The sequence below is a fragment of the Cohnella ginsengisoli genome (assembly GCF_029525555.1).
Lineage (GTDB): Bacteria > Bacillota > Bacilli > Paenibacillales > Paenibacillaceae > Cohnella > Cohnella ginsengisoli.
The window spans coordinates 229095-251060 of sequence record NZ_JAPDHZ010000004.1; the positions used below are offsets into that span (position 1 = coordinate 229095).

20 protein-coding genes, 1 other RNA gene and 3 pseudogenes are annotated in these 21966 nt (G+C 60.8%); 19 read left to right on the top strand and 5 right to left on the bottom strand.

Translation table 11 applies throughout. The annotated features are described in order from the left end of the window. The first annotated feature begins 43 nt into the window (after positions 1 to 43). The 10 genes and pseudogenes from OMP38_RS22075 (at position 44) to OMP38_RS22120 (ending at position 9282) form a co-directional block, all read left to right on the top strand. Positions 44 to 877: a hypothetical protein gene (locus OMP38_RS22075; RefSeq protein ID WP_277567045.1), complete on the top strand. Its 834-nt coding sequence runs from the start codon at positions 44 to 46 to the stop codon at positions 875 to 877. Continuing rightward, positions 874 to 1716 (top strand): tRNA (adenine(22)-N(1))-methyltransferase, encoded by an 843-nt coding sequence (locus tag OMP38_RS22080; RefSeq protein ID WP_277567046.1) that lies wholly within the window; start codon positions 874 to 876, stop codon positions 1714 to 1716. The genes OMP38_RS22075 and OMP38_RS22080 overlap by 4 nt, the downstream gene beginning before the upstream one ends. Continuing rightward, positions 1683 to 2798, top strand: a complete 1116-nt coding sequence (locus tag OMP38_RS22085; RefSeq protein ID WP_277567047.1) for a Nif3-like dinuclear metal center hexameric protein — start codon at positions 1683 to 1685, stop codon at positions 2796 to 2798. The genes OMP38_RS22080 and OMP38_RS22085 overlap by 34 nt, the downstream gene beginning before the upstream one ends. A gap of 139 nt (positions 2799 to 2937) precedes the next feature. Further along, positions 2938 to 3350, top strand: an RNA gene (gene rnpB, locus OMP38_RS22090) — RNase P RNA component class A. 58 nt (positions 3351 to 3408) lie between these two features. Then, on the top strand, positions 3409 to 3906 hold the full coding sequence (locus OMP38_RS22095; protein ID WP_420869717.1) for a Fur family transcriptional regulator: 498 nt from the start codon (positions 3409 to 3411) through the stop codon (positions 3904 to 3906). A gap of 160 nt (positions 3907 to 4066) precedes the next feature. After that, positions 4067 to 4777, top strand: coding sequence for a metal ABC transporter ATP-binding protein (locus tag OMP38_RS22100; RefSeq protein ID WP_277567048.1), 711 nt, complete (start codon positions 4067 to 4069; stop codon positions 4775 to 4777). Further along, positions 4720 to 5550, top strand: a pseudogene (locus OMP38_RS22105) (metal ABC transporter permease); the annotation flags it as partial. The gene OMP38_RS22100 and the pseudogene OMP38_RS22105, both read left to right, overlap by 58 nt. An 84-nt stretch (positions 5551 to 5634) precedes the next feature. Then, positions 5635 to 6589, top strand: a pseudogene (locus OMP38_RS36145) (metal ABC transporter substrate-binding protein). Between the two features lie 184 nt (positions 6590 to 6773). Continuing rightward, positions 6774 to 8007: pseudogene (locus OMP38_RS22115) on the top strand (aminopeptidase). Between the two features lie 45 nt (positions 8008 to 8052). After that, on the top strand, positions 8053 to 9282 hold the full coding sequence (locus tag OMP38_RS22120; RefSeq protein ID WP_277567049.1) for an aminopeptidase: 1230 nt from the start codon (positions 8053 to 8055) through the stop codon (positions 9280 to 9282). Positions 9283 to 9355: 73 nt separating this feature from the next. Here the strand turns inward: OMP38_RS22120 and OMP38_RS22125 are convergent, their stop codons facing one another. From OMP38_RS22125 to OMP38_RS22140, 4 genes are all read right to left on the bottom strand, one after another. Continuing rightward, the gene (locus OMP38_RS22125) at positions 9356 to 9826 is read right to left on the bottom strand and encodes a disulfide oxidoreductase (RefSeq protein ID WP_277567050.1); all 471 of its coding nucleotides are present in this window, start codon (positions 9824 to 9826) and stop codon (positions 9356 to 9358) included. A 16-nt stretch (positions 9827 to 9842) separates the two neighbouring features. Beyond that, positions 9843 to 10607, bottom strand: a complete 765-nt coding sequence (locus OMP38_RS22130; protein WP_277567051.1) for a DsbA family protein — start codon at positions 10605 to 10607, stop codon at positions 9843 to 9845. A gap of 256 nt (positions 10608 to 10863) precedes the next feature. Continuing rightward, entirely contained in the window at positions 10864 to 12561 is a 1698-nt protein-coding gene (locus OMP38_RS22135) for a S8 family peptidase (protein WP_277567052.1), read from the bottom strand. Continuing rightward, positions 12558 to 12860: a hypothetical protein gene (locus OMP38_RS22140; RefSeq protein WP_277567053.1), complete on the bottom strand. Its 303-nt coding sequence runs from the start codon at positions 12858 to 12860 to the stop codon at positions 12558 to 12560. Before OMP38_RS22140 ends, OMP38_RS22135 begins: the two co-directional genes overlap by 4 nt. 214 nt (positions 12861 to 13074) lie before the next feature. On the opposite strand from OMP38_RS22140, the gene OMP38_RS22145 reads away from it, so the two are divergent. From OMP38_RS22145 to thiI, 5 genes are all read left to right on the top strand, one after another. After that, positions 13075 to 13563 (top strand): YpuI family protein, encoded by a 489-nt coding sequence (locus OMP38_RS22145; RefSeq protein WP_277567054.1) that lies wholly within the window; start codon positions 13075 to 13077, stop codon positions 13561 to 13563. A gap of 85 nt (positions 13564 to 13648) precedes the next feature. After that, positions 13649 to 13858 carry a DUF1540 domain-containing protein gene (locus OMP38_RS22150; protein WP_277567055.1) on the top strand — a complete coding sequence of 70 codons (210 nt, stop codon included), beginning with the start codon at positions 13649 to 13651 and terminating at the stop codon, positions 13856 to 13858. A 155-nt stretch (positions 13859 to 14013) separates the two neighbouring features. Continuing rightward, the gene (locus OMP38_RS22155) at positions 14014 to 14799 is read left to right on the top strand and encodes a lytic transglycosylase domain-containing protein (protein WP_277567056.1); all 786 of its coding nucleotides are present in this window, start codon (positions 14014 to 14016) and stop codon (positions 14797 to 14799) included. A 102-nt stretch (positions 14800 to 14901) separates the two neighbouring features. Next, on the top strand, positions 14902 to 16059 hold the full coding sequence (locus OMP38_RS22160; protein ID WP_277567057.1) for a cysteine desulfurase family protein: 1158 nt from the start codon (positions 14902 to 14904) through the stop codon (positions 16057 to 16059). A gap of 3 nt (positions 16060 to 16062) precedes the next feature. Further along, positions 16063 to 17289 (top strand): tRNA uracil 4-sulfurtransferase ThiI, encoded by a 1227-nt coding sequence (thiI, locus tag OMP38_RS22165; RefSeq protein ID WP_277567058.1) that lies wholly within the window; start codon positions 16063 to 16065, stop codon positions 17287 to 17289. A 116-nt stretch (positions 17290 to 17405) separates the two neighbouring features. Here thiI and OMP38_RS22170 read toward each other — a convergent pair whose 3' ends face one another. Continuing rightward, positions 17406 to 18068 carry a TerC family protein gene (locus OMP38_RS22170; RefSeq protein ID WP_420869740.1) on the bottom strand — a complete coding sequence of 221 codons (663 nt, stop codon included), beginning with the start codon at positions 18066 to 18068 and terminating at the stop codon, positions 17406 to 17408. A gap of 194 nt (positions 18069 to 18262) precedes the next feature. Between OMP38_RS22170 and OMP38_RS22175 the strand changes: the two genes are divergently transcribed. The 4 genes from OMP38_RS22175 to OMP38_RS22190 all read left to right on the top strand — a co-directional run bounded on the left by OMP38_RS22175 (position 18263) and on the right by OMP38_RS22190 (position 21947). Next, positions 18263 to 18937: a TerC family protein gene (locus OMP38_RS22175; RefSeq protein ID WP_277567060.1), complete on the top strand. Its 675-nt coding sequence runs from the start codon at positions 18263 to 18265 to the stop codon at positions 18935 to 18937. Positions 18938 to 19068: 131 nt separating this feature from the next. Next, positions 19069 to 19575, top strand: a complete 507-nt coding sequence (locus tag OMP38_RS22180) for a hypothetical protein (protein ID WP_338130610.1) — start codon at positions 19069 to 19071, stop codon at positions 19573 to 19575. 189 nt (positions 19576 to 19764) lie between these two features. Then, positions 19765 to 21606: a translational GTPase TypA gene (gene typA, locus OMP38_RS22185; RefSeq protein ID WP_277567061.1), complete on the top strand. Its 1842-nt coding sequence runs from the start codon at positions 19765 to 19767 to the stop codon at positions 21604 to 21606. A 35-nt stretch (positions 21607 to 21641) separates the two neighbouring features. Then, complete coding sequence (locus tag OMP38_RS22190) at positions 21642 to 21947, top strand: YlaH-like family protein (protein ID WP_277567062.1); 306 nt, start codon at positions 21642 to 21644, stop codon at positions 21945 to 21947. The last annotated feature ends 19 nt before the right edge of the window (positions 21948 to 21966 follow it).

Here is a 21966-nt window from a genome sequence, read left to right on the forward strand (position 1 = left end):
CTCTTGGCATCCAGGGTGCTACGTAGCGAGAGGAGCTGTCGACATGCCTCCATTGGACGAGGACAAGAGGAAATGGGTCGTGCGGGAGATCGAATCCTGGCGCCGGGCGAAAATGCTGCCCGAACAGTATTGCGACTTCCTGCTTAATTTGTATTTGGACGATCTGACGGTCCGGCCCAAGAGCGCGGCGGGCGAAAAGCTGCGTCAGATCGGTCAGGCTTCCGGAAAACAATGGATGTATGTCATTGGCATATTTTCCTTGATCTGCCTTGTCGTCCTTCATTTTAGCGCGTTTCCGCTGGCATTGCAAATTGCGGTCGCGGTCATCGGCACGGGCGTGCTCGTCGGTCTAGGCTCTAGATACAGGGAGCGTCTGCCGGCGCGCGGCCTGGCGCTGCTCAGCGCCGGCATGCTGCTGCTGCCTGCCGCGGGCACGGCGATCCTTTACGTTCATGGCTGGACGGACGGACAGGGATTGTTCGTGCTGCTGCTCGCCAGCGCCCTCGTCTGGATCATATGCGGCATCGCGGAGCGATTCGCGGTGCTGCACTGGCTCGGATGGATGGGCGTCATCGCGCTCTACGCAGCCGTGCTGTCTCGTCAGGTGCCGCATCCGAGCTGGCTGGAGGTTCAAGTGTTCTGGGTGCCGGCAGCGCTGCTGTTCGCCTGGCTTAGCTGGTTCTCTCACGTGAAGTTCAAAGCGACCGGTGCCGTGCTGTTCGCGACGGCGCTGATTCTGTGGTTCATGCCTGAGGTGTATTCCGCGCTGTTCGGCGTGGACCGGGATTGGATCCAGGTCGAGCTGCTGGTTAAAATCGCGCTTGTCGGGACGCTCATGTTCCGGCTGCGCAGACAATGGATGGAATGGGTTGTATGACTATGAAGGAAAATATAGACAAAGTTGCGATTACAGCTTCTAAAGTCACGATTGAATCGCCAAAGCTGTCGAAGCGCCTCGCCGCGCTCGCTGAGTTCGTGAAGCCAGGCGCGCGGTTCGCGGACATCGGCACCGACCACGCGCTGCTGCCCGTACATTTGGCGCTCTCCGGCACGATCGCGTATGCGGTTGCGGGCGACGTGAACGCCGGTCCGGCCGAAGCGGCCAGGCGGCAGGTGCGTGCTGCCGGCGTCGGCGACATCGTGTCGGTCCGTCATGGCGACGGCCTGTCGGTGCTCGCGCCGAATGAAGTGGATACCGTCTGCATCGCCGGCATGGGCGGCAGCCTGATGGTGCGCCTGCTCGAGGAAGCGGGCGAGGCGCTTTCCGGCGTGACGACGCTCATCCTTTCGCCGCACGTAGCCGAAGATCAGGTGCGGCGTTGGCTGAAGGCGCATCGCTACGTGCTCGAGCTGGAGCGTCTCGTCGAAGAAGACGGCGAGATCTACACGCTGCTCCGGGCGGAGCGCGCCGCGAGCGCCGCGGAGTCCGAAGCCAGGCACAGGGTGCTATACGATGCGGCCCTGCTCGGCGCCGAATGCAAGGCGGTGCCGACGGATTTGCTTTACGAGATGGGTCCGCTGCTGCTCCGTTCGCCGGACGGCGCGTTCAGGGCCAAGTGGCAAGGCGAATTGTCGAAGCGGTCGCGCATCGCGCAGGGAATGAAGCAATCGGACGCCGCGGAAACTCGCGCCAAGCTGGAAGCCTGGACGCGAGCGACGGACGAGATCGAGGAGGTATTGGCATGCTTGCAAGGGGAGAGACGATCGCCCAATTAATGGAGCGGCTCGCGCCGAAGCACTTGGCGGTCGAAGGGGACAAGATCGGCCTGCAGGTCGGTTCGCTGCGCAAGGAGATCAAGCGCGTGCTGGTAACGCTCGACGTCAACCCCGACGTCGTGAGGGAAGCCGCCGGACTGGGGGCTGAGCTCATCGTCGCCCATCATCCGATCATCTATCGGCCGCTCGCCCATCTGCAGACGGATACGCCGGCCGGCGCGCTTGCGGCTGAGCTGATCAAGCGGGATATCGCCGTCTACGTGTCGCATACGAACCTGGATACCGCCGAGGGCGGTCTCAACGATTGGATGGCAGAGGCGCTCGGCCTCGAAGGCCGGGACGTGCTGGAGGAGGTCCACACGGACAAGCTGTACAAGCTGGCCGTATTCGTGCCGCGCACGCATAGCGAGGCCGTTCGGGACGCGATGTTCCGCGCGGGCGGCGGCTGGATCGGCAATTACAGCCACTGCAGCTTTAACGTAGAAGGCATCGGCACCTTTATGCCCCGCGAGGGGAGCGATCCGTTTATCGGCGAAAAGGGCAAGCTGTCGACCGCCGAGGAGACGCGCATCGAGGTCATCGTCCCCGATAGCGCGCGCAAGTCGGTCGTGCAGGCGATGCTCAAGGCGCACCCTTACGAGGAGGTCGCCTACGATCTGTACGGCGTCGACCAGAAGGGCCGTTCGTTCGGACTCGGGCGGGTCGGCAAACTGCCGGCGGCCATGCCGCTGGACGAATTCGCCGAGCTCGTCAAGGAGCGCTTAGGCATGCCCTTCGTACGCATCGTGGGCGACGGATCGCGGCAGGTGCGCAAGATCGCCGTGCTTGGGGGATCCGGTCGCAGCTATATCAAGCGGGCGATGTTCATGGGCGCGGACGTGCTCGTCACGGGCGATATCGACTACCATTCGGCGCAGGATGCCGAAGCGGGCGGACTCGCGATCGTCGACCCGGGGCATTACGCTGAAAAGATCATGCGACCCCAAACCGCGCAGTGGCTGCGCGAACGGCTCTCGGAGAAGGGCTACGCGACGGAAGTATTCGCGTCTGAGGTGCACACCGATCCGTTCAGGCTGAAGTAGCTAGTTTAACGCGTTCGGCATTGAACCGAGGCCATTAATGATCCAGTATTCTACAGGATTCCTTTGGCGAATGCGGCGGTGGGCGCGGCTGCCATTGTGCCGGAGCGCAATATTCGTTATACTTATCGGTGCATATCGGAAAGTTCGACAGACAATCGCTGGCGGCTTCGCGCCGCGAGAGGAAAGTCCGGGCTCCGCAGGGCAGGATGCTGGATAACGTCCAGTCGGCGCGAGCCGAAGGATAGTGCCACAGAAATGGACCGCCGATGGCCGCGATTCGTCGCGGATCAGGCAAGGGTGGAACCGTGGTGTAAGAGACCACGAGGAGCACTGGCGACTTTGCTCCTGGTAAACCCCATCCGGAGCAAGACCGAAGAGGAACGCAGCGGCCTTGAGCCGCGGCCCTTGCCCGGGGCGCGTTCGGGTTGGTCGCTTGAGCCGTGCGGCAACGTACGGCCTACGATAGATGATTGTCGCTTCCATCCGTGGGAGGACCGCCAGGTCCGTCTTACCACCGGAAGTACAGAACCCGGCTTACGTCGCGCTTTCCGATTATGCGCTAATGAATCCGTCCTTGCTTTTTTACATAAAGGATAGGAGGTCGACACAGATGAGCGTGCACGAACACAACGAAGCATGCGGCCATGACGGAGATTCGGACGGCGAAGCCGCTACCGTCCAAGAGATGGTGTCGATGATGAGCAGGGCCGGATGGCGCATTACCGACCAGCGCCGGACGCTTGCACGCATTTTCGCCGATACCGAAGGCTATTTGTCTCCGAAGGACGTTTACGACCAGTTAGCCGTGAAGTATCCGAGCGTCAGCTTCAATACCGTCTACCGCAATCTCCGGATGCTCAGCGATATGGGCGTGCTGGAGCAATTTTATTTTATGGATGGCGGGCTTAAGTTCAGGGCGAACTGCGCCAAGCACCATCATCACCACCTCATCTGCACGAACTGCGAGAAAACCCTGTCGTTCGACTACTGCCCGATGAAGGAAGATCTGGAGCTGCCCGGCAGCTATCGCGTGCTGAGCCACCGATTCGAGATTTACGGCGTGTGCGAGGAATGCCAGCAAGAAGGCGCGAAGGCGATCGCCCGCTAGTCGTGAATCGTGTTGACGCTTATGCGGCATACTGCTATATTGGTTAAGTGTAATTGTTACGGATAAAAGGATACAAGTATGTTAAAGCCGGCTGCGAAGCGGGCTTTCGTTATGCGATATTAGCGTAACTTTTACGATAAAGGACGAGGAGGAGAACGAAATGGCGCTCGTAGCGATGGAGCAGGTCGTGTTCGGGTACGACGACGTACCGAGCCTGGAGGACGTGAATCTGGAGATCGGCGCAGGCGAATTCGTCGCCGTCACCGGACCGAACGGCGCATCCAAGACGACGCTGCTCCGACTCATGATGGGCCTGCTGGCCCCTTGGAAGGGCAAGATCAGCCTGGCATCCCGAGGCACCGGCGGCGGCAAGCTGACGATCGGTTACGTCCCGCAGCAGATCGCGGCGTTCAACAGCGGCTTTCCGAGCAGCATTCTGGAGTTCGTGCGCTCCGGACGCTATACGAAGGGCTCGTGGCTCCGGAAAATGAACGCCCGGGATCATGAACAGACGGAGCTGGCGCTCAAGCAGGTGGGGATGTGGCATCTGCGGCACCGCAAGATCGGCGAGCTGTCCGGCGGCCAGAAGCAGCGGATTTGCATCGCGCGGGCGCTGGCGATGGAGCCGGACCTGCTCGTGCTGGATGAACCGACGACGGGCATGGACCGGGAGAGCCGGTTCGGTTTTTACGAGCTCATGAAGAACCAGACGGAGCAGTACGGACGCACCGTCGTCATGGTCACGCACGGCCTGGACGAAGTGTCGCCTTATTTGGATCGCATCATCGAGCTGGAACGGAAGGAGGATGGCAAGTGGAGATGCTGCACTACGACTTCATGCAGAGGGCATTTCTCGCCGGCGCGCTCATAGCGCTCGTCGCGTCGGCGCTCGGCGTCTACCTGATGCTTCGGAGACAGGCGCTGATGGCCGACATGCTCTCGCACGTCTCGCTGGCGGGCATCGCGGCCGGCGCTTATCTCCACTGGAATCCTACCTTGACCGGATTCGCCATCGCCATCGTCGGCGCGGTCGCCGTCGAATACGTCCGCCGATCGTACAAGACATACAGCGAGATCTCCGTCGCGATTATCATGGTCGGCGGGCTGTCCAGCGCGGTCATCATCATGAACCTGAACCAGAGCGTGAACAAGAGCTTCTCGTCTTACTTGTTCGGCTCGGTCGTGGCCGTCAACCGGACCGAGCTTATCCTGATGCTCGCGGTGTCGGTGCTGGCCGCTTTGTTCTTCATCCTGATGCGCCGTCCGCTCTATCAGATGACGTTCGACGAAGATACGGCCAAGACGTCCGGGCTGCCCGTTAACTGGCTGTCGCTCGCGTTCAGCGTCGTCACGGGGATGATCGTCGCCGCGGCGATGCCGATCGTCGGCGTGCTGCTCGTCTCGTCGCTCGTCGTCCTGCCTGCGGCGCTTGCCATCCGGCTCGCTTCGAGCTTCGCGATGGCGATCGGTCTCTCGATGGCGTTCGGCCTCGGCGGCGTATGGTCCGGACTGGCTGCCTCGTATGCCTTCAGCACGCCGCCAGGCGCGACGATCGCACTCATCCTGCTCGCGATCCTGCTCGTCGGCATCGGGCTCAAGAAGGGCGCGCTGCGCGCGGCAAAGCGCAAAAACAGGCTCGGCCAAACCGGCGCTGCGCCGGATTCGCCGTACGAGGCGGCGCGATTCAGCAGCACGGCGCGCGTCGCGGAGAAGGGGGGAGTCGCGAGGATGAGGGCGATTCTGGCTAAAGCGGCGCTGTCGTCGTTGGCCGTATCGATGCTGCTCGCGGGGTGCGGAAATGGCGGGTCGAATGACGACGCGGGTACCGTCGCGAATGGGGACTCGCCGCGCAAGCTCCAGGTGGCGGCCAGCTTTTATCCGATGTACGAATTCGCCAGGCAGGTCGCGGGCGACCTCGCCGACGTGACGTTGATGGTGCCGGGCGGCGTGGAGCCCCACGATTGGGAACCGACGCCCAAGAATATGGCGCTGTTGTCCAAGGCCGACGTTTTCGTGTACAACGGCATTGTAGAGGGCTGGGCCGAACAGGCGATCTCTAGCGCAGGAAGCGGGGGATCGCGTCGACGTCGAAGCTTCTTCCGGGCTCGAGCTCGAGACGGGCGGCGGCGAACAGGCGGCTGACACCCGCGAGCAGGCCGGCATGGATCCGCATGTATGGCTGAGTCCCGTGCTTGCGCAGCGGGAAGTCGAACGCATCAGGAACGGCCTGTCTAAGGCCGATTCGGCCCACGCCGCCGACTACGAAAAGAATGCCGAGACCTATATCGCGAAGCTGCGGCAGCTTGATGCGGACTACCGCAGGGCGCTTGGCCAAGCGAAAAACAAGACGTTCGTGACGCAGCATGCCGCATTCGGCTATTTGGCGCGCGAGTACGGGCTGACGCAGCTCCCGATCTCCGGCTTGTCTCCCGATCAGGAGCCGACGCCTGCGCAGATGGCTTCCGTCGTGAAGGAGATCAAGTCGCTCGGCATCTCGACGATCTTTTTCGAGGAGCTCGTCGACCCGAAGGTCGCCGAGACGATCGCGAGCGAGACGGGCGCGAGGACCGACGTGCTGAATCCGATCGAGGGGCTCACGAAGGACGACAAGAAGCAGGGACTCGATTATATCGGCTTGATGAATCAGAATCTGGCTGCGCTCGAAAAAGCGTTAAACGCTTAAAAAAGAGCTGCGCTTTATAGGTTTGCGACAAAAACCCCGGGCTTCCCGGGGGGTTTTGCTTGTCCGGAAGAGCCCGTCTTCCATTTGTCTCGATTAAAATGACCGGCCAGTTCAGTTTGTGATCGGTCATCGAATTCGGTACAATATAAAAAACCGAATGCATTCTGAAAACGGAGCGTGAGACATGTCGGAGTTCGAACATGATTTGTCCAAGTACGCCGAACTGATCGTGAAGATCGGCGCCAACGTGCAGCAAGGTCAGGACGTATACGTCTCCAGCCAGATCGAGGGGGGCGCCGCTGGCCCGTCTGGTCGCGGAGCATGCCTACAAGGCCGGGGCCGGCAACGTGATCGTGGACTGGGCGGACGATGCGCTCACCCGTTTGAAGTACGACCATGCCGCGCCTGAGGTGTTCACGCAGTTTCCCGAGTGGGAGAAGCTGCGCCGCAACGAAGTCGTCGAGCGAGGCGGCTGCTTTATTTTCCTCAACTCGTCCAACCCCGATTTGCTGAGCGGCGTCGATCCTAAGAAGATCGGCAGTTATCAAAAGGCGGCCGGCGAGGCGCTCGCCGTCTATCGGCAGGCAACGGCGTCAGACAAGATCGCGTGGACGATCGCGGCCAGCGCCAACAAGGCATGGGCGGCGAAGGTATTCCCCGGCGAATCCGCCGAGGTGTCCGTCCGCAAGCTGTGGCAGGCGATCTTCGATGCGATCCGTCTGCATGCGGACGATCCGGTCGAAAATTGGCGCGCGCACGATGCGAATCTGCAGGCCAGAGCCGCTTGGCTGAACGAGCAGCGTTTCGACAAACTGCGTTACAGCGCGCCGGGCACGGACCTCACGATCGGGCTGCCGAAAGGTCATCTGTGGATGACGGCCGGCGGCACGAAGCCCGATGGCGTGGGCTTTATGAAAAACATGCCAACCGAAGAAGTGTTCACGGTACCTCACCGCGACGGCGCCAGCGGATACGTGAGCAGCTCGAAGCCGCTCAGCTACAGCGGCACGCTCATCGACCGCTTCAAGCTGACGTTCGAGAACGGGCGAATCGTCGGGGTCGAAGCCGAAGAAGGCGAGGAGATTCTGAAGCAGATCGTCGAGACCGACGAAGGTTCGCATTATCTCGGCGAAGTCGCGCTCGTACCCCATCGGTCGCCGATCTCGAACGCGAACATTTTGTTTTACAACACGCTCTTCGACGAGAACGCGTCCAACCATCTCGCGATCGGACTCGGCTTTCCGTTCACGCTCGAAGGCGGCAAGACGATGTCGCCCGAGGCGCTGCGGGAAGCGGGCGTCAACGCGAGCGTCGTTCACGTCGACTTCATGGTCGGAAGGGCCGATATGGATATCGACGGCATTCGGGCGGACGGCACGGAGGTGCCGGTATTCCGCGGCGGGAATTGGGCGAACTGACGTTCTCGCAGCCTACCTATAACGAACGATACGGAGGATGATCCTATGGAACCATTCGAGCAGCAGCTGGCCCGTTACGCGGAGCTGATCGTCAAGGTCGGCGCGAATGTCCAGCAAGGCCAGGAAGTGTTCATCGTCAGCCAGATCGAGACGGCGCCGCTGACGCGCCTCGTCGCCGCGGCGGCCTATGAAGCGGGCGCTTCCAACGTGCATGTGGATTGGAGCGACGACGCGATGTCCCGCCTCAAATACGATCATGCGGACCCCGAAGTATTCCGGTCATTCCCCGCATGGGAGACGTTGAAACGCGGCAGCTTCGTGGACAAGGGCGCCTGCTTCATCTCGTTCGTCTCGTCGGGCCCGGACGTACTGAAGGGCGTCGATCCGCAGCGAATCGGCGATTATCAAAAAGCGGCCGGCGCGGGTCTCGCCGAATTCCGCAGGGCGATTCAATCCGACAAGGTCGCGTGGACGGTCGCGGCGGCTGCATCGAACGATTGGGCGCAAAAGGTATTCCCCGGCGACGCGCCGGAGATCGCGCTCAGCAAGCTTTGGCTCGCGATCTTCGACGCGGTCCGGCTGCACGCGGACGACCCGGTCGAAGCTTGGCGCGAGCATGACCGCGTCCTGCACGGCAAGGTCGATTGGCTGAACGGCTTGCGTCTGCGCAAGCTGCACTACAAAGCCGCCGGCACGGACCTGACGGTCGAGCTGCCGGATCGCCATCTGTGGGTCGGCGCATCGAGCGTGACGCCGGACGGCGTCAACTTCATGGCGAACATGCCGACCGAAGAAGTGTTCACGGCTCCCCGGCGAGACGGGGTGAACGGCTACGTGAGCAGCACGAAGCCGCTCAGCTATGCGGGCAATATCATCGACCGCTTCAAGCTGACGTTCGCGCTCGGACGGATCGTCAAGGCAGAGGCCGAGGAGGGCGAGGAGATTCTGCAGCAGCTCATCGAGACCGACGAAGGCTCGCATTATCTCGGGGAAATGGCGCTTGTCCCGCATCGCTCGCCGATCTCGGAATCGAACATCCTGTTCTACAACACGCTGTTCGACGAGAATGCGTCCAATCACTTCGCCATCGGCAGCGGCTACGCCTTTAACGTCGAGGGCGGCAAGACGATGACGCCGGAAGAGCTCGCGGCGAGCGGCGTCAATACGAGCGTCGCCCACGTCGACTTCATGATCGGGTCCGCCGAGATGGACATCGACGGCTATCAGGCGGACGGAACGGTCGTGCCTATTTTCAGAAACGGCAATTGGGCGTGACGATCGGACGCAAAAAAAAAGGTTGACCGGCATTTGCCGGCCAACCTTTTTTTTTGCATTATGTTTTTGCTGCTTAATGATCTTCGAATTCCGGGTCATCGGATTCGAAGCCCGCCCAGCCGTCGCGGCCGTGCTGCCTGCTCCCGAACCAGAGCAGCAGACCGATCAGAATAAAAGCCGTCAGCGCCAAAAGCGGAATCGTAATGATACCGAACCAGTCCAGGTAATCTTCGTCGCAGGGAACGCCGACCGTACAGGGGAGGATGCTGGCCATGCCCGGCACCTTTTGCTCGCCGTAGTGATAGAGCGAGATGAATCCGCCGATCGCGATCAGCGGCGCGACGTAACCGACGATGCGACGGTCGCCGCGGATGGCGGCGCGGCCGAGCAGCAGCACGAGCGGGTACATGAAGATCCGCTGAAGCCAGCACAGCTTGCAGGGCGCGTAATCCAGCACCTCGCTCATGAACAGGCTCCCGCCGGTCGCGACGAGCGAGACGACCCATGCCAAGTAGAGAAAGTTTGCCCGGATAAACGAACGCATCGCTTAAGCGTCCTCCTTAGGAGGCCGAGGCGGAGGCGGACGCGGACGAGGCGGCCGGCGTTTCCGGCGACGCTTTCAACGCTTTCTCGATCTCGGCTTTCAAATTGTCGTAGGTCAGCGCCTGGGCGTCGGACAGTTTCCGGCCGTTTAGGATAAGCGTCGGCGTGCCGGAGAAGTTGTTGTCGCGCGCGATCTTATTATGCTTGTCCACTTCGGACTGGTATGTAGCGCCGTCGATGTCTTTCTTGAGTTTGTCGAAGTCGAGCTTCAGCGACTTGTCCTGCGCCAGCTTGACGAGGAAGTCCGAGGTCGCCCAGGTCGCGCTCTCGGCGCCTTGATTTTCGTAGACGGCATGATAGAAGTTCCAAAACTCTTCGTTGCTCTGATGATAGACGGCTTGCGCGGCGAGCGCGGCCGTTCTCGAGTCGGTTTGCGGGCTGATGATCGTGAAGTTCATGAAGCTGAGCGATATTTTGCCGGTATCGATAAAGTCCGCTTTTAGCTTCGGATAGATCTCGTCGTTAAAAAATTTGCAAGTCGTGCATTTGAAGTCGCCGAATTCGACGAGTTTGACGGGGGCATCGGCCTGGCCGATCGTCGGCAGGGTATCGTAATCGAAATTCAAGTCTTCGGGCTCGGGCCGGAATACGATCGCAAGTACGATGACCGCCACGGCGGCCACGACCGTCGTCCAAACCCAGATCCGCGATTGCTTGCGTCTTTTGCGCGCCAGCTCTTCTTTTTTCAACCGTTCTTCTTTCTTTCGCTGTGCCTTGTCCAATGAGCTCGACCCCTTCGTTCCGGATGAATATTCATCGTAATTTCGGCGATCTTTCCAAACCGCGCTTCTCTCTATTATAGAAGTCCGAGAGTCAAACGACAAATCGTAGTTTTCGAGAAGGCAAAATAAAAACCGTACCGCGCGGAGAGCGGGAGCGCAATGTCCCGAGCTCCGCGGCAGAACGGTTTGCAAGCCGATCGTTCGCGAGAAAAGCGCAGCATGTCGGCCGGAAGGACGGCAAACGAGGGAAATGACGTCAGTGGCCCAGCAGGTTGGACAACAAGTTTTGCAGTCTTTCCAGAAGCCGCTGCTGAACGACGTCCGCCTGGCCTGCGTTTTGCGTGTCGGCCACGGCAGCCTGCTTGCTAGCGGCGGGAGCGGCGCTTTTGCCCGCCGCCGCCTCCACGGCCGCGCGCACGTCGATCTGGCCGTAGCCGAACTCCGTGTCTTTGCCGGCCGCGCCGAGGTCTCTGGCGGTCTTGCCGAGCAGCTCGGCGATCCGGTCGTTCGAGAGGCTCCCGTCCGCCGCCAGCATGAGCGAGGCGAGCGCCGACACGTGCGGCGTAGCCATCGACGTGCCGGACAGCGCCGCGTACCGGCTGCCGGGATACGTGCTGGCGATGGAGGTGCCGGGCGCGGCCACATCGATATAGTCGCCGTAATTCGAATACGGCGCCCGCAGCTCGTCCGAACCGGTCGCGCCTACGGCGACGACCTCAGGGTAGGCGGCCGGGTAGCCGGGACGATCCGTGTTGTCGTTGCCGCTGGCGGCGACGACGAGCGCGCCCTTATCGTGCGCGTACTTGATCGCGTCGTGGAGGAACTGGGCCTGCGCATAATTGCCCAGGCTTAGATTGATGACCTGCGCGCCGTGGTCGGCCGCCCAGATGATGCCTTCGGCTACGGAGTAGGTCGTGCCGGCGCCGGAGTTGTCCAGCGCCTTGACCGGCATCACCTTCGTGTACCAGGTCATGCCCGCGACGCCTTCGTTGTTGTTCACCTCGGCGGCGATAATGCCCGCTACGTGGGTCCCGTGCCCGACATCGTCCTCAGGCGGCGCCGAAGGATCCACGATGTTCGTGCCGGCTACGAGGCGACCCTTTAGATCGGGATGATCCAGCTGGACGCCGGTATCGACGACGGCGACGACGATGTCCTGCTTGCCTCGGGTGACATTCCAGCCGCTCTCCGTGGCGATCTCGGGCAGGTTCCACTGGTATTGCCCATACAGCGTGTCGTTGGGCACGACGTCGGTCTGGAGCGGGCTTCCCGCGCCGAGCGGCGCCAGGCGGCCGGCGGGCTTGCCGTCGTTGGTCAAATACAGGTAATGCGGTTCCGCGAAGACCGGGTTCCAGTTTTTATTGAAATAGTCGATCATCTGGGCGGTCCGGAGCGTTTTCGAGCGGAAAACGTAAGTCTGCCGGCGGTGCTCGCGGGCGACGGACAGGTTCAGCGTTTTGCGCAGCTGCAGCAGCTCCCGCGGCGTGAGCTGGCGCCTCAGTTTGACGACGACTTCGTCGACGGCATAATGGCTGGCGTTGCCGTTGGCATCGCCCGACGTCACCTGCTTGTCTCTCAGCTTGCCCGGCTCCGTCGCTTGCGTTCTGAAGCGGCTGTTGTCGGGATAGGGAACAAGCCGAAGGTTTCGGCGTTGATGTTTTCCGACTTCGTCGACGGCGTCCGCGTGAATCAGGGCGACGAGGCCTTGTCTGCCTTCGCCGGCCGGAACCGCGAGCACGTAGCCGCTGTCGCCATGGACCGGGAGGGCGGCGGATTCAAAGCCGCGTCCCAGACGGACAGCGGTTATCCCTTCTTGCCAGGCCTGCCGAACCGCCGGGTCGTATCGCTCCAGCTTCGCGCCGACTGCCGTCTCCGAAGAACCTGACGAACCGGAAGAGCCGGAAGTCCAGGCCATCGCTTCAAAGTGCGGATTGGCAGCCAGCATATCCTTCATGAACGCTTTTTTCGCGCCTCGGAAAGGGGGGCCGAACCGGACTTTGAAGCCGCGGCCGCCAGCTTTCGCATATCGCTGCTGCATTCGATCCGGCACAACATGCCGGTCGTCTCCATATCCCGCTTGATCGTGTCGAGCTTTTCGGCATGCTCTTCCTTGGCCGCGGCCGAGTACCGGCTCTCCTGCCGGGGCGGAGGAGAGACGTCCCGTCCGCCGGGTGCCGGCACGATGATCGGCACGGCGAAGATGGCCACGGCTACTGTAAATAATAATCCGATGATCGCATATCTGCGGCGCATGGGCGGATCGACTCCTTTGGCATGTAGGGGTGAACGCGAAGGTTTCGGCTTATCGCCTTTGTAGGCTTTGATAAGGGGGAAAAAATATACGGAAGAATTGCGCGCGGCGCAGTACCGTTCGAGGTCGATTTATGGTACGATAAAGCCATTGCGTCTCTCGGGAACTCTGTGAGGCGCCCCATGCATGTGCATAATGGAAAGGGGAAAGCAATTTATGCCATCCGCCAACTTGAAGGCGTTAGCCGAGTCCAGCCGCGACAAACTCAAAGCGGCCATCGATCCACTTGAGACCTTCCTGAACGGACACGCGCTTCCGCAGTTGGTTGCCGAAGATAACACCGAATCGTTTTATGCCGGACTGCTGTCCGATCTCCGCCACTTGCTCGTATTTTCCGAGGTGTCGTACGAGAAGCTGGGCGCGCTGCTCCGCAGGCCGAATTTTGACGAGAAGGCCGCCGAGCGTTCCCTTTACGAGGTTTATCATTATTGCGTCAATGCCTTTTTCTATCCGAAAAACGAAGGTTATTCCGAAGACGGCCGGTACGCTTATACCGGACAGGACGCGATTCGCTTCCGCGCCAAGCCCGTTCGGGCGGCCCGCGATCTCGTGCTGGGCGTGTCGCGCGTCTACGAGGAGCTTCGGGAAGACCTCGCTTATTACGAGAGCGAATATCTCATTCAATGCCGCCTGCAGTCCAAATAAGGCCAAGCAAGCCTGCACATCCCTGACTGCCGCCCGCATGCGCCGACCCGAAGTGGCCAGACTAAGCGGCGGAGGTGATTCCGTTATGCCTAGAGGCGTAGCCTGCAGCGTCAGCAATTGCGCGTTCTGGGACAAGGGCAACCGGTGCGGCGCCGAAGAGATCGCCATCGAGATCGACGCGCACGCCAAGGCCGGCTGGCATGAGGAGTTCGCGGACGAATCGTTCGCCGAGCACCATGACAAGGCCGCCAGCTCGAGGAGCACCTGCTGCCTGACCTTCAAGCCGAATTCTTGATCATTCGTTTTGCCGATCGCCGTCCGCACCGGGTTTTCCCGGGACGGGCGGCGATTGCGTTTGTCGGGGATAATCGCCGCGTTATGCTGGTCGTCGGCCGCGAAGTGTTGTACAATGGAAAAGGTAAAATGTCGAATAAAAGGGCGGATTCGTCGATGACATATATTAACGGCATCGCGGGCGGTTCTGTCGACCCGCGGATGTTGAAGCAGCTTTTGCTGGCGCAGCTCACCGCAGGCGTCGATCCTTTCGCAGGCAGCGCCGACGCCGTGACGTCGGGTACCGGCGACAACAATTTGTTCACCCAGCTGCTTTCCCAATACATGGGCAGCACGGACAGCTACGGTTATGCCGGCGCGAGCGCGCTGGACGGCTTGTCGGGGCTGGACGGCACGTCAACCGATACGTCCGGATCGACGGCAAGCCTCGGTCTGTTGTCCATGAACGCAGGGTCGTACGGGACGAGCCTGATCGGCAGCCTAGGCGGCACGGGCGAGCTCGCGGCCGACGCGAGCGCGTCCACGTCGGCTTACGACGGGTTGATCCAGGCCGCCGCCGAACGCTACGGGCTCGATCCCGCCTTGATCAAGGGCGTCATACAGACGGAGTCTTCGTTTAATCCGAACGCGGGCTCGTCCGCCGGCGCCAAAGGCCTCATGCAGCTCATGGATGGTACGGCCGCCGGTCTCGGCGTATCGGACTCGTTCGATCCCGCGCAAAATATCGACGGTGGCAGCCGGTATTTATCTTATCTGCTGCGCAAGTACGACGGCAGCGAGATGACCGCGCTTGCCGCTTACAATGCGGGACCGGGCCGCGTCGATCGCATCGGCCTTCGCACCGACGCCGATGTGGCGTCTCGCCTGTCCGAGCTTCCGTCGGAGACGCAGGCCTATGTCGGCAAAGTATTGGCGGCACGCAGCGGATGGACGCTGCCATAAGGTTCACTGGATTAATGAACGCTGACGCGAGAAGGGATCAAGGCGGCCTCGTGCCGCCTCTGGTCTTTTTCTTTGTTTGCGGCAAAGAAGGGAATCCGACTATTGAAAACCTACTACTTCGATCATAGCGCTTCGACGCCGCCCTACGAATCCGTAATCCGTACGGTCGCCGAGCTGATGGCCGAGCATTATGCCAATCCTTCGGCGCTTCACCGGGCCGGCACCGACGCGGGCAAGCTGGTCGAGCGAGCCAGAACCGCTATCGGCGCGCTGCTCGGCGCAGCGCCGGGCGAAGTGGTCTTCACGTCCGGCGGCACGGAGAGCAACAATCTGGCGATGAAGGGCATACTGGGGCAGACGGGCCGCAAGGGGAAGCACCTGATCACGACCGCGATCGAGCATTCTTCCGTGCACGCCACGGCCAAGCAGCTCGAGGGCGAAGGGGTGCGCGTCACCTACCTGATGCCGGACGCAAAGGGCCGGATCGGCGCGGCGGACGTCGCTGCCGCGATCGCCGAAGACACGGCGCTCGTGAGCGTCATGCACGTGAACAACGAGACAGGCGCGCTGCAGCCGATCGAAGAGATCGGCGAGCTGCTGCGGGACCATCCGCGCATCCGGTTTCATGTGGACGGCGTACAGGCGGTCGGCAAAGTGCCGTTCGACTGGGCGCGGTCCGGCGTGGACCTGTACAGCGCTTCGGCGCACAAATTCAGAGGTCCGAGAGGCGCCGGCTATTTGCTCGTGCGCGAAGGGCTGAAGCTCCGTCCGCTGCTCGCGGGCGGCGGACAGGAGAGCGACGCGCGCAGCGGCACGCACAATCTGCCCGGCATCGTCGGCATGGCGCAGGCGCTTCGGCTCGCGCTCGAATCGATGCCGGAGCGGCGGGCGCGGATGTACGGTTTAAGGCGAAGGCTGCTAGGCCTTGTACAGGATATTCCAGAGCTTGTGCTCAACAGCCCCGAGGACGAGCGCTTCGCTTCTCCGCAGATCGTCAACTTGTCCTATCCCGGCATGCGGCCCGAGGTGCTGCTTCATATGCTCGAGGAGCACGGCGTGCTCGTCTCCACGCAATCGGCCTGCTCGTCCAAGAGCCTGAAGCCGAGCCGCGTCTTAATGGCGATGGGGCTGGGCGAAGCGAGGGGAGCCGGGAGCATCCGGATCAGCTTCGGCGACGAGCATGCTGCCGAAGATATCGACACGCTGGCCGAGCGGCTGCGGATGACCGTAGCCAAGCTGAAGCCGCTGGAAAGGGACTAAACGATGAATTTTGATTATTTGCTCGTTCGGCTGGGCGAGCTTACGCTTAAAGGACGCAACCGGGGCAAGTTCGAATCGCTTATGCTGGGCAAAATCAAGCAGGCGTTGACGGACTACCCGGAGCTGTCGTACGAGAGCTCGTTCGGCCGCGTTTATATTAAGCTGAACGGTGCGGACGGCGCGCGCGTCCTCTCCAGATTGACCGACGTGTTCGGAATCTGGACGATCAGCCCGGTACTGAGGGCGAAGCATGAGCTCGAAGACATCCGCAGCGCCGCGCTGGCCGTCATGGAGGCGCATCGGCCGGTGCCCTCGACTTTTAAAATGAGCGTGAAACGCGCGTGGAAGGCATTTCCTCACGATTCGATGGAGATGAACCATTTGGTCGGCGCCCATGTGCTGCGCAACACGCCATCGCTAAAGGTCGACGTGCGCGAGCCGGACGTCGAACTGCGACTGGACATCCAGCAGCAGGGCGTCTTCGTCTACTGTACGGTCGTACCAGGCGCAGGGGGATTCCCGCTCGGCATGAACGGCAAGGCGATGCTGCTGCTGTCCGGCGGCATCGACAGCCCCGTAGCCGGCTGGACCGCGATGCGCAAAGGGCTTGAGATCGAAGCCGTGCATTTTCACAGCTACCCGTTCACGAGCCAGCAGGCGACGGACAAAGTCGTCGCCTTAGCCCAGCGGCTGGCCTACTACGGCGGCCGCATCAAGCTTCACCTCGTGCCATTCACCGAGCTGCAGACGTTGCTGGCGCAGCAGAAGCAGGATCACCTTATCATCACGCTCATGCGGCGGTCGATGCTTCGCATCGCGGAGCGCCTCGCGGAGCGGTCCGGGGCGCTCGCGCTCGTCACGGGAGATAGTCTCGGCCAGGTCGCCAGCCAGACGCTGGGCAGCATGAACGTCATTGGACGCGCTGCGGCGCTGCCGCTGCTCCGGCCGCTCGTCATGATGGACAAGCTGGAGATCATTCGCATCTCCGAGCGGATCGGCACGTACGAGACGTCCATTTTGCCTTACGAAGATTGCTGCACGCTGTTCGTGCCCAAATCGCCGGCCACGAATCCGAATTTGCGTGTCGTCGAAGGCATCGAGCATGCGCTTGGCGAGCAGCTCGAACGTCTGGTTGCCGAGGCCGTGGCAGGTACGGATACGATCGTCATGACGCCGCAGGGGCGGGAGGAAAAGCGTTCTTCCGCTGCCGCAGAAGATCGTTGGTTTTAAGCGGGAACGAACAATAGCCTGTCCGTGCCGGATGTCGGCCGGATAGGCTTTTTTTTGAATGCGAAAAAAGAGCCGGGACCCCTCGAGGTCACGGCTCTTTTGGAGAGCGGCGAAAGTTAAGGCGTATTCGGGGAATTCAGCTTTCGGGCTTCGTTTTTGCGATTTTTGGCGGCGTTGCTCCAGATGCCGAGCGCCATTACCGCAATGACGATCACGATGATGAATGTCCAATTCGTCGCATCGTTGTCGAATAGCTCTTCGAATTTCTTTTCATGCGTGATCATCTTGGCCGCGGTGTAAGCAAGGATGGCGGAGCCGATGTAGATGATCCACGGGAATCGTTTGATCAAATTGACGAAAATCGTGCTGCCCCAGACGACGATCGGGATGCTGATGAGCAATCCCAGGATGACGAGAAGCGTGCTGTGGTCGGAGGAACTGCCGCCTGAAGCGGCTCCTGCGACGGCGATCACGTTGTCTAGACCCATCGCGGCATCCGCGATAACGATCGTTCGGATTGCGCTCCATAGATTGCTCCCGGCTTCGACATGCTCGTGCGATTCTTCCTGGACGAGCAGCTTGTAGGCGATCCAGACGAGCACGACGCCGCCGACGGCGAGCAAAAAAGGGATTTTGAGCAAATATACGATCAACAGCGTCGCGATCACCCGAATGATGACGGCGCCGGCAGTTCCCCACAGAATCGCTTTTTTCTGGCTTTTTTTCGGCAAGTTCCGAGCGGCCAGGCCGATGACGATCGCGTTGTCGCCCGCAAGCATCAAGTCGATTAAGACGATCGTAATCAAGGCGGTAAAAAATTCGGCGTTCAAAAAAATCCATTTCCGACCCTCCAGCGTTGAATTGATAAACGTTTATACGGCGGGCGGACGAGAAGGGTTCAAAAAAATGCGGCGACGGCTCCTTTCATATTAAGACCGGCCTGTACATATAACTGGGGGAGGAGGTGCGCTTCATGGAATTATGGGGTCAATTGGTCGTTTTTTCGCAAATCGTACTCATCAATTTGCTGCTCAGCGGAGACAACGCCGTCGTCATCGCCATGGCCGGCAGAAGGTTGCCGCCCGCGCAGCGGCGACGCGCGGTATGGTGGGGGGCGGCTGCGGCCGTGCTGCTGCGATGCATGCTCACCGTGCTGGCCGCTTTGCTGCTCGATATTCCTTATTTGCAGACGGCAGGCGCCGTCCTGCTGTTCGTCATCGCCTTCAAGCTGTTGACGGACCACAAGGAAGAGGTTAGCGCCGGCACGGGCGCGTCCACGCTCGCGGGCGCCGTATGGACGATCGTGGTCGCCGACTTCGTCATGAGCTTGGACAACGTGCTAGCCGTGGCAGCCGTCGCCGGCGAGGATACGGCGCTGCTGCTGATCGGCATCGCGATGAGCATACCTATCATTATTTGGGGCAGCTCGTTCATTATGCATTTGCTCGACCGATATCCTTTTCTTTTGTATGCGGGCGGCGCGCTTCTCGCTTATGCCGCTTGCGAGATGGCGCTGAAGGACAAAGGACTCGCGCCGCTAATCTCGCTTATGAGCGAGAGCGGAGTGCACGCGCTGCCCTTCGCGGCCGCGGCGGCACTCTTGTCGGCGGCGCTATGGACGAAGCGGAGAAGCCGCGTGCATTCGTGACAGCATTGTGGCTTTTCGTCTTTTTTTAAAGGCGTCGAACTAGTTTTTTACCCCGACTTCCATTAAACTGTTAGATAAAAGAAACGAATTTCGTTCGTTCGCAATAGACAAGCGAAGTGGGGGGAGACGCGTTGAACAAGCAATCCGCCGCGGTCGGAATCTGGATTTTGGCTGCGGGATTGATCATTTTGCTCGGCAAGTTGGGCGTCTTTTCATTTATCGGGGCCGTGTTTTGGCCGATCCTGATTTTAATCGTCGGCATTTTGCTCCACGTGCTGTATTTCGGCGGCATCGTGCCTGCCGTGATTCTCGTGCCTGCCGGCATCCTGACCGGATCGTCGCTGCTGCTCATGGTCGGCAACTGGTTCGGCTGGGGATCGATGCGGTATATATGGCCGCTCTTTTTGCTTTCGATCGCGATCGGCTTGTACGAATACGCCGTTTTCGGCATCGGCAAGGATCGCGCGGTGTGGAACGCCGCGATGGGCATCGGAGCGCTCTCGCTTCTACTGTTCGCCATCATGCTGCTGTGGACTTGGGGGGATTTATCTGCTCGCGGCCGCCTTGATCGGATTCGGCGTTTGGCTTGTCCTAAGCCGGCGCAAGCCGCGCAGACGCCGCCGATAATCCGAACCTGATGAAAGTTCGACAACTGAGGGTTGGCAATCGGGCTCGCTTAGCGTATAATTGAAGGGATGTAGACAACGTCGGCCTCGCGTCGGCGTTTTGTGTTGGACACGGTAAATTAGGGGCGGCGGGTTCGTTTCAGTCGAAGCGGGCTTGCCGATCATAATGGATACAGATATAAAATTACAAGGAGTGGAACCATGCAACAAGATCAAATCCGCAATATCGCCATTATCGCGCACGTCGACCACGGGAAAACGACGCTCGTCGACCAGCTTCTGCGCCAATCCGGCACATTCCGCGAAAATGAGCAAGTCCAGGAGAGAGCGATGGATTCCAACGATCTCGAACGGGAACGCGGCATCACGATCCTGGCGAAAAACACCGCCGTTCGTTATAAGGATCACTTGATCAACATCGTGGACACGCCCGGACACGCGGACTTCGGCGGCGAAGTCGAACGTATCATGAAAATGGTAGACGGCGTTCTGCTCGTCGTCGACGCGTTCGAAGGCTGCATGCCGCAGACGAAGTTCGTGCTCCGCAAGGCGCTCGAAGCGGGCTTGACCCCGATTGTCGTCGTCAACAAGATCGACCGTCCGGCAGCTCGCCCGGCCGAAGTCATCGACGAAGTGCTCGAGCTGTTCATCGAGCTCGAAGCGAACGACGAGCAGCTCGAATTCCCGGTCGTTTACGCGTCCGGCCTGAACGGCATCGCCAGCCTCGACGCCGGTACGCTCGGCACGACGATGGAGCCGCTGTACGAGACGATCATCGAGAAGATCCCGCACCCGACCGAAGATCAGGACGCGCCGCTGCAGTTCCTCGTCACGCTGCTCGATTACAACGAATACCTGGGCCGCATTCCGATCGGCCGCGTCAACCGCGGCAAGATTCGCCAAGGACAGCCGGTCGCCGTCCTGGACCGCGACGGCAAGATCCGTCAGGCCCGCATCGAAAAGCTGTTCGGCTTCCAAGGCCTGAAGCGCGTCGAGATGGAAGAAGCGGCAGCAGGCGACATCATCGCCATCGCCGGCATCAAGGACGTCAACATCGGCGAGACGGTCGCCGACCCGGCGAACCCCGAGGCGCTGCCGGTGCTCAAGATCGACGAGCCTACGCTGCAAATGCGCTTCCTGGTCAACAACAGCCCGTTTGCAGGCCGCGAAGGCAAGCACGTCACCTCCCGCAAGCTGCGCGAGCGCCTGTTCAAGGAGCTTGAGACGGACGTGGCGCTGCGCGTCGACGAGACCGACAGCCCCGACGCCTTCGTCGTCAGCGGCCGCGGCGAGCTGCATCTCGGCATCCTGATCGAGAACATGCGCCGCGAAGGTTACGAGCTGCAGGTGTCCAAGCCCGAAGTCATCATCCGCGAGATCGACGGCGTCAAGAGCGAGCCGATCGAGCGTCTGCTGATCGACGTGCCCGAGGAGAGCATGGGCAACGTCATGGAGAGCCTCGGCACCCGCAAGGCGGACATGGTCAACATGATCAACAACGGCAACGGCCAGGTTCGCCTGGAGTTCTTGATTCCGGCCCGCGGACTGATCGGCTACCGGACCAACTTCTTGACGATGACGCGCGGCTACGGCGTTATGAACCACGCGTTCGACAGCTACGGCCCGGTCGTCGGCGGCCAGGTCGGCGGCCGTCACCAAGGCGTGCTCGTCGCCAGCGAATCCGGATCGTCGACGGTTTACGGCATGATGGGCGTCGAAGACCGCGGCATCATGTTCGTCGAGCCGGGCACGGATATTTATGAAGGCATGATCGTCGGCGAGCATACCCGCGACAACGACATCATCGTCAACATTTGTAAGGAAAAGGCGCTCAACAACATCCGTACGGCGAACAAGGAAGAGACGGTCAAGCTGAAGACGCCTCGCCTGATGTCGATGGAAGAAGCGCTCGAGTACCTGAACGACGACGAACTGTGCGAGATCACGCCGAAGTCGATCCGCCTGCGCAAGAAGCTGCTGAACAAGAGCGAGCGGGACCGCTACGACAAGCAGCGCAAGATGATGGCCGAATCCGGCGTCTGATCCGGACGAACGCCTAGCAACGAGGAGGGGCGCCAGTGCAAACGTGGTTTCATGATCACCCCGTCGTTTCGTACCTGCTGATCTTGGCTTTTACGATCTATATCTTCAACGCCGTCTTCAGGATGGGCAAGCTGCCGATCCTGAAGGAGATCATCGTGCATATCATCATGGCGATCGGGTGCCTCGTGCTCCTCCTGCTCCAGCTCGACAAGCTGCCGATCATCCAGTGCATGTCGGTCGCCGTCATCATGATGCTGATGCTTCGCGGCCGCCAGATGTACGACAAATGGAAGGCCAAGCGAGGCGGCGCCGAGGCGGCCGTCAAGCGGACGGAATCCTAGAAACGAATGCAGCTCCGGC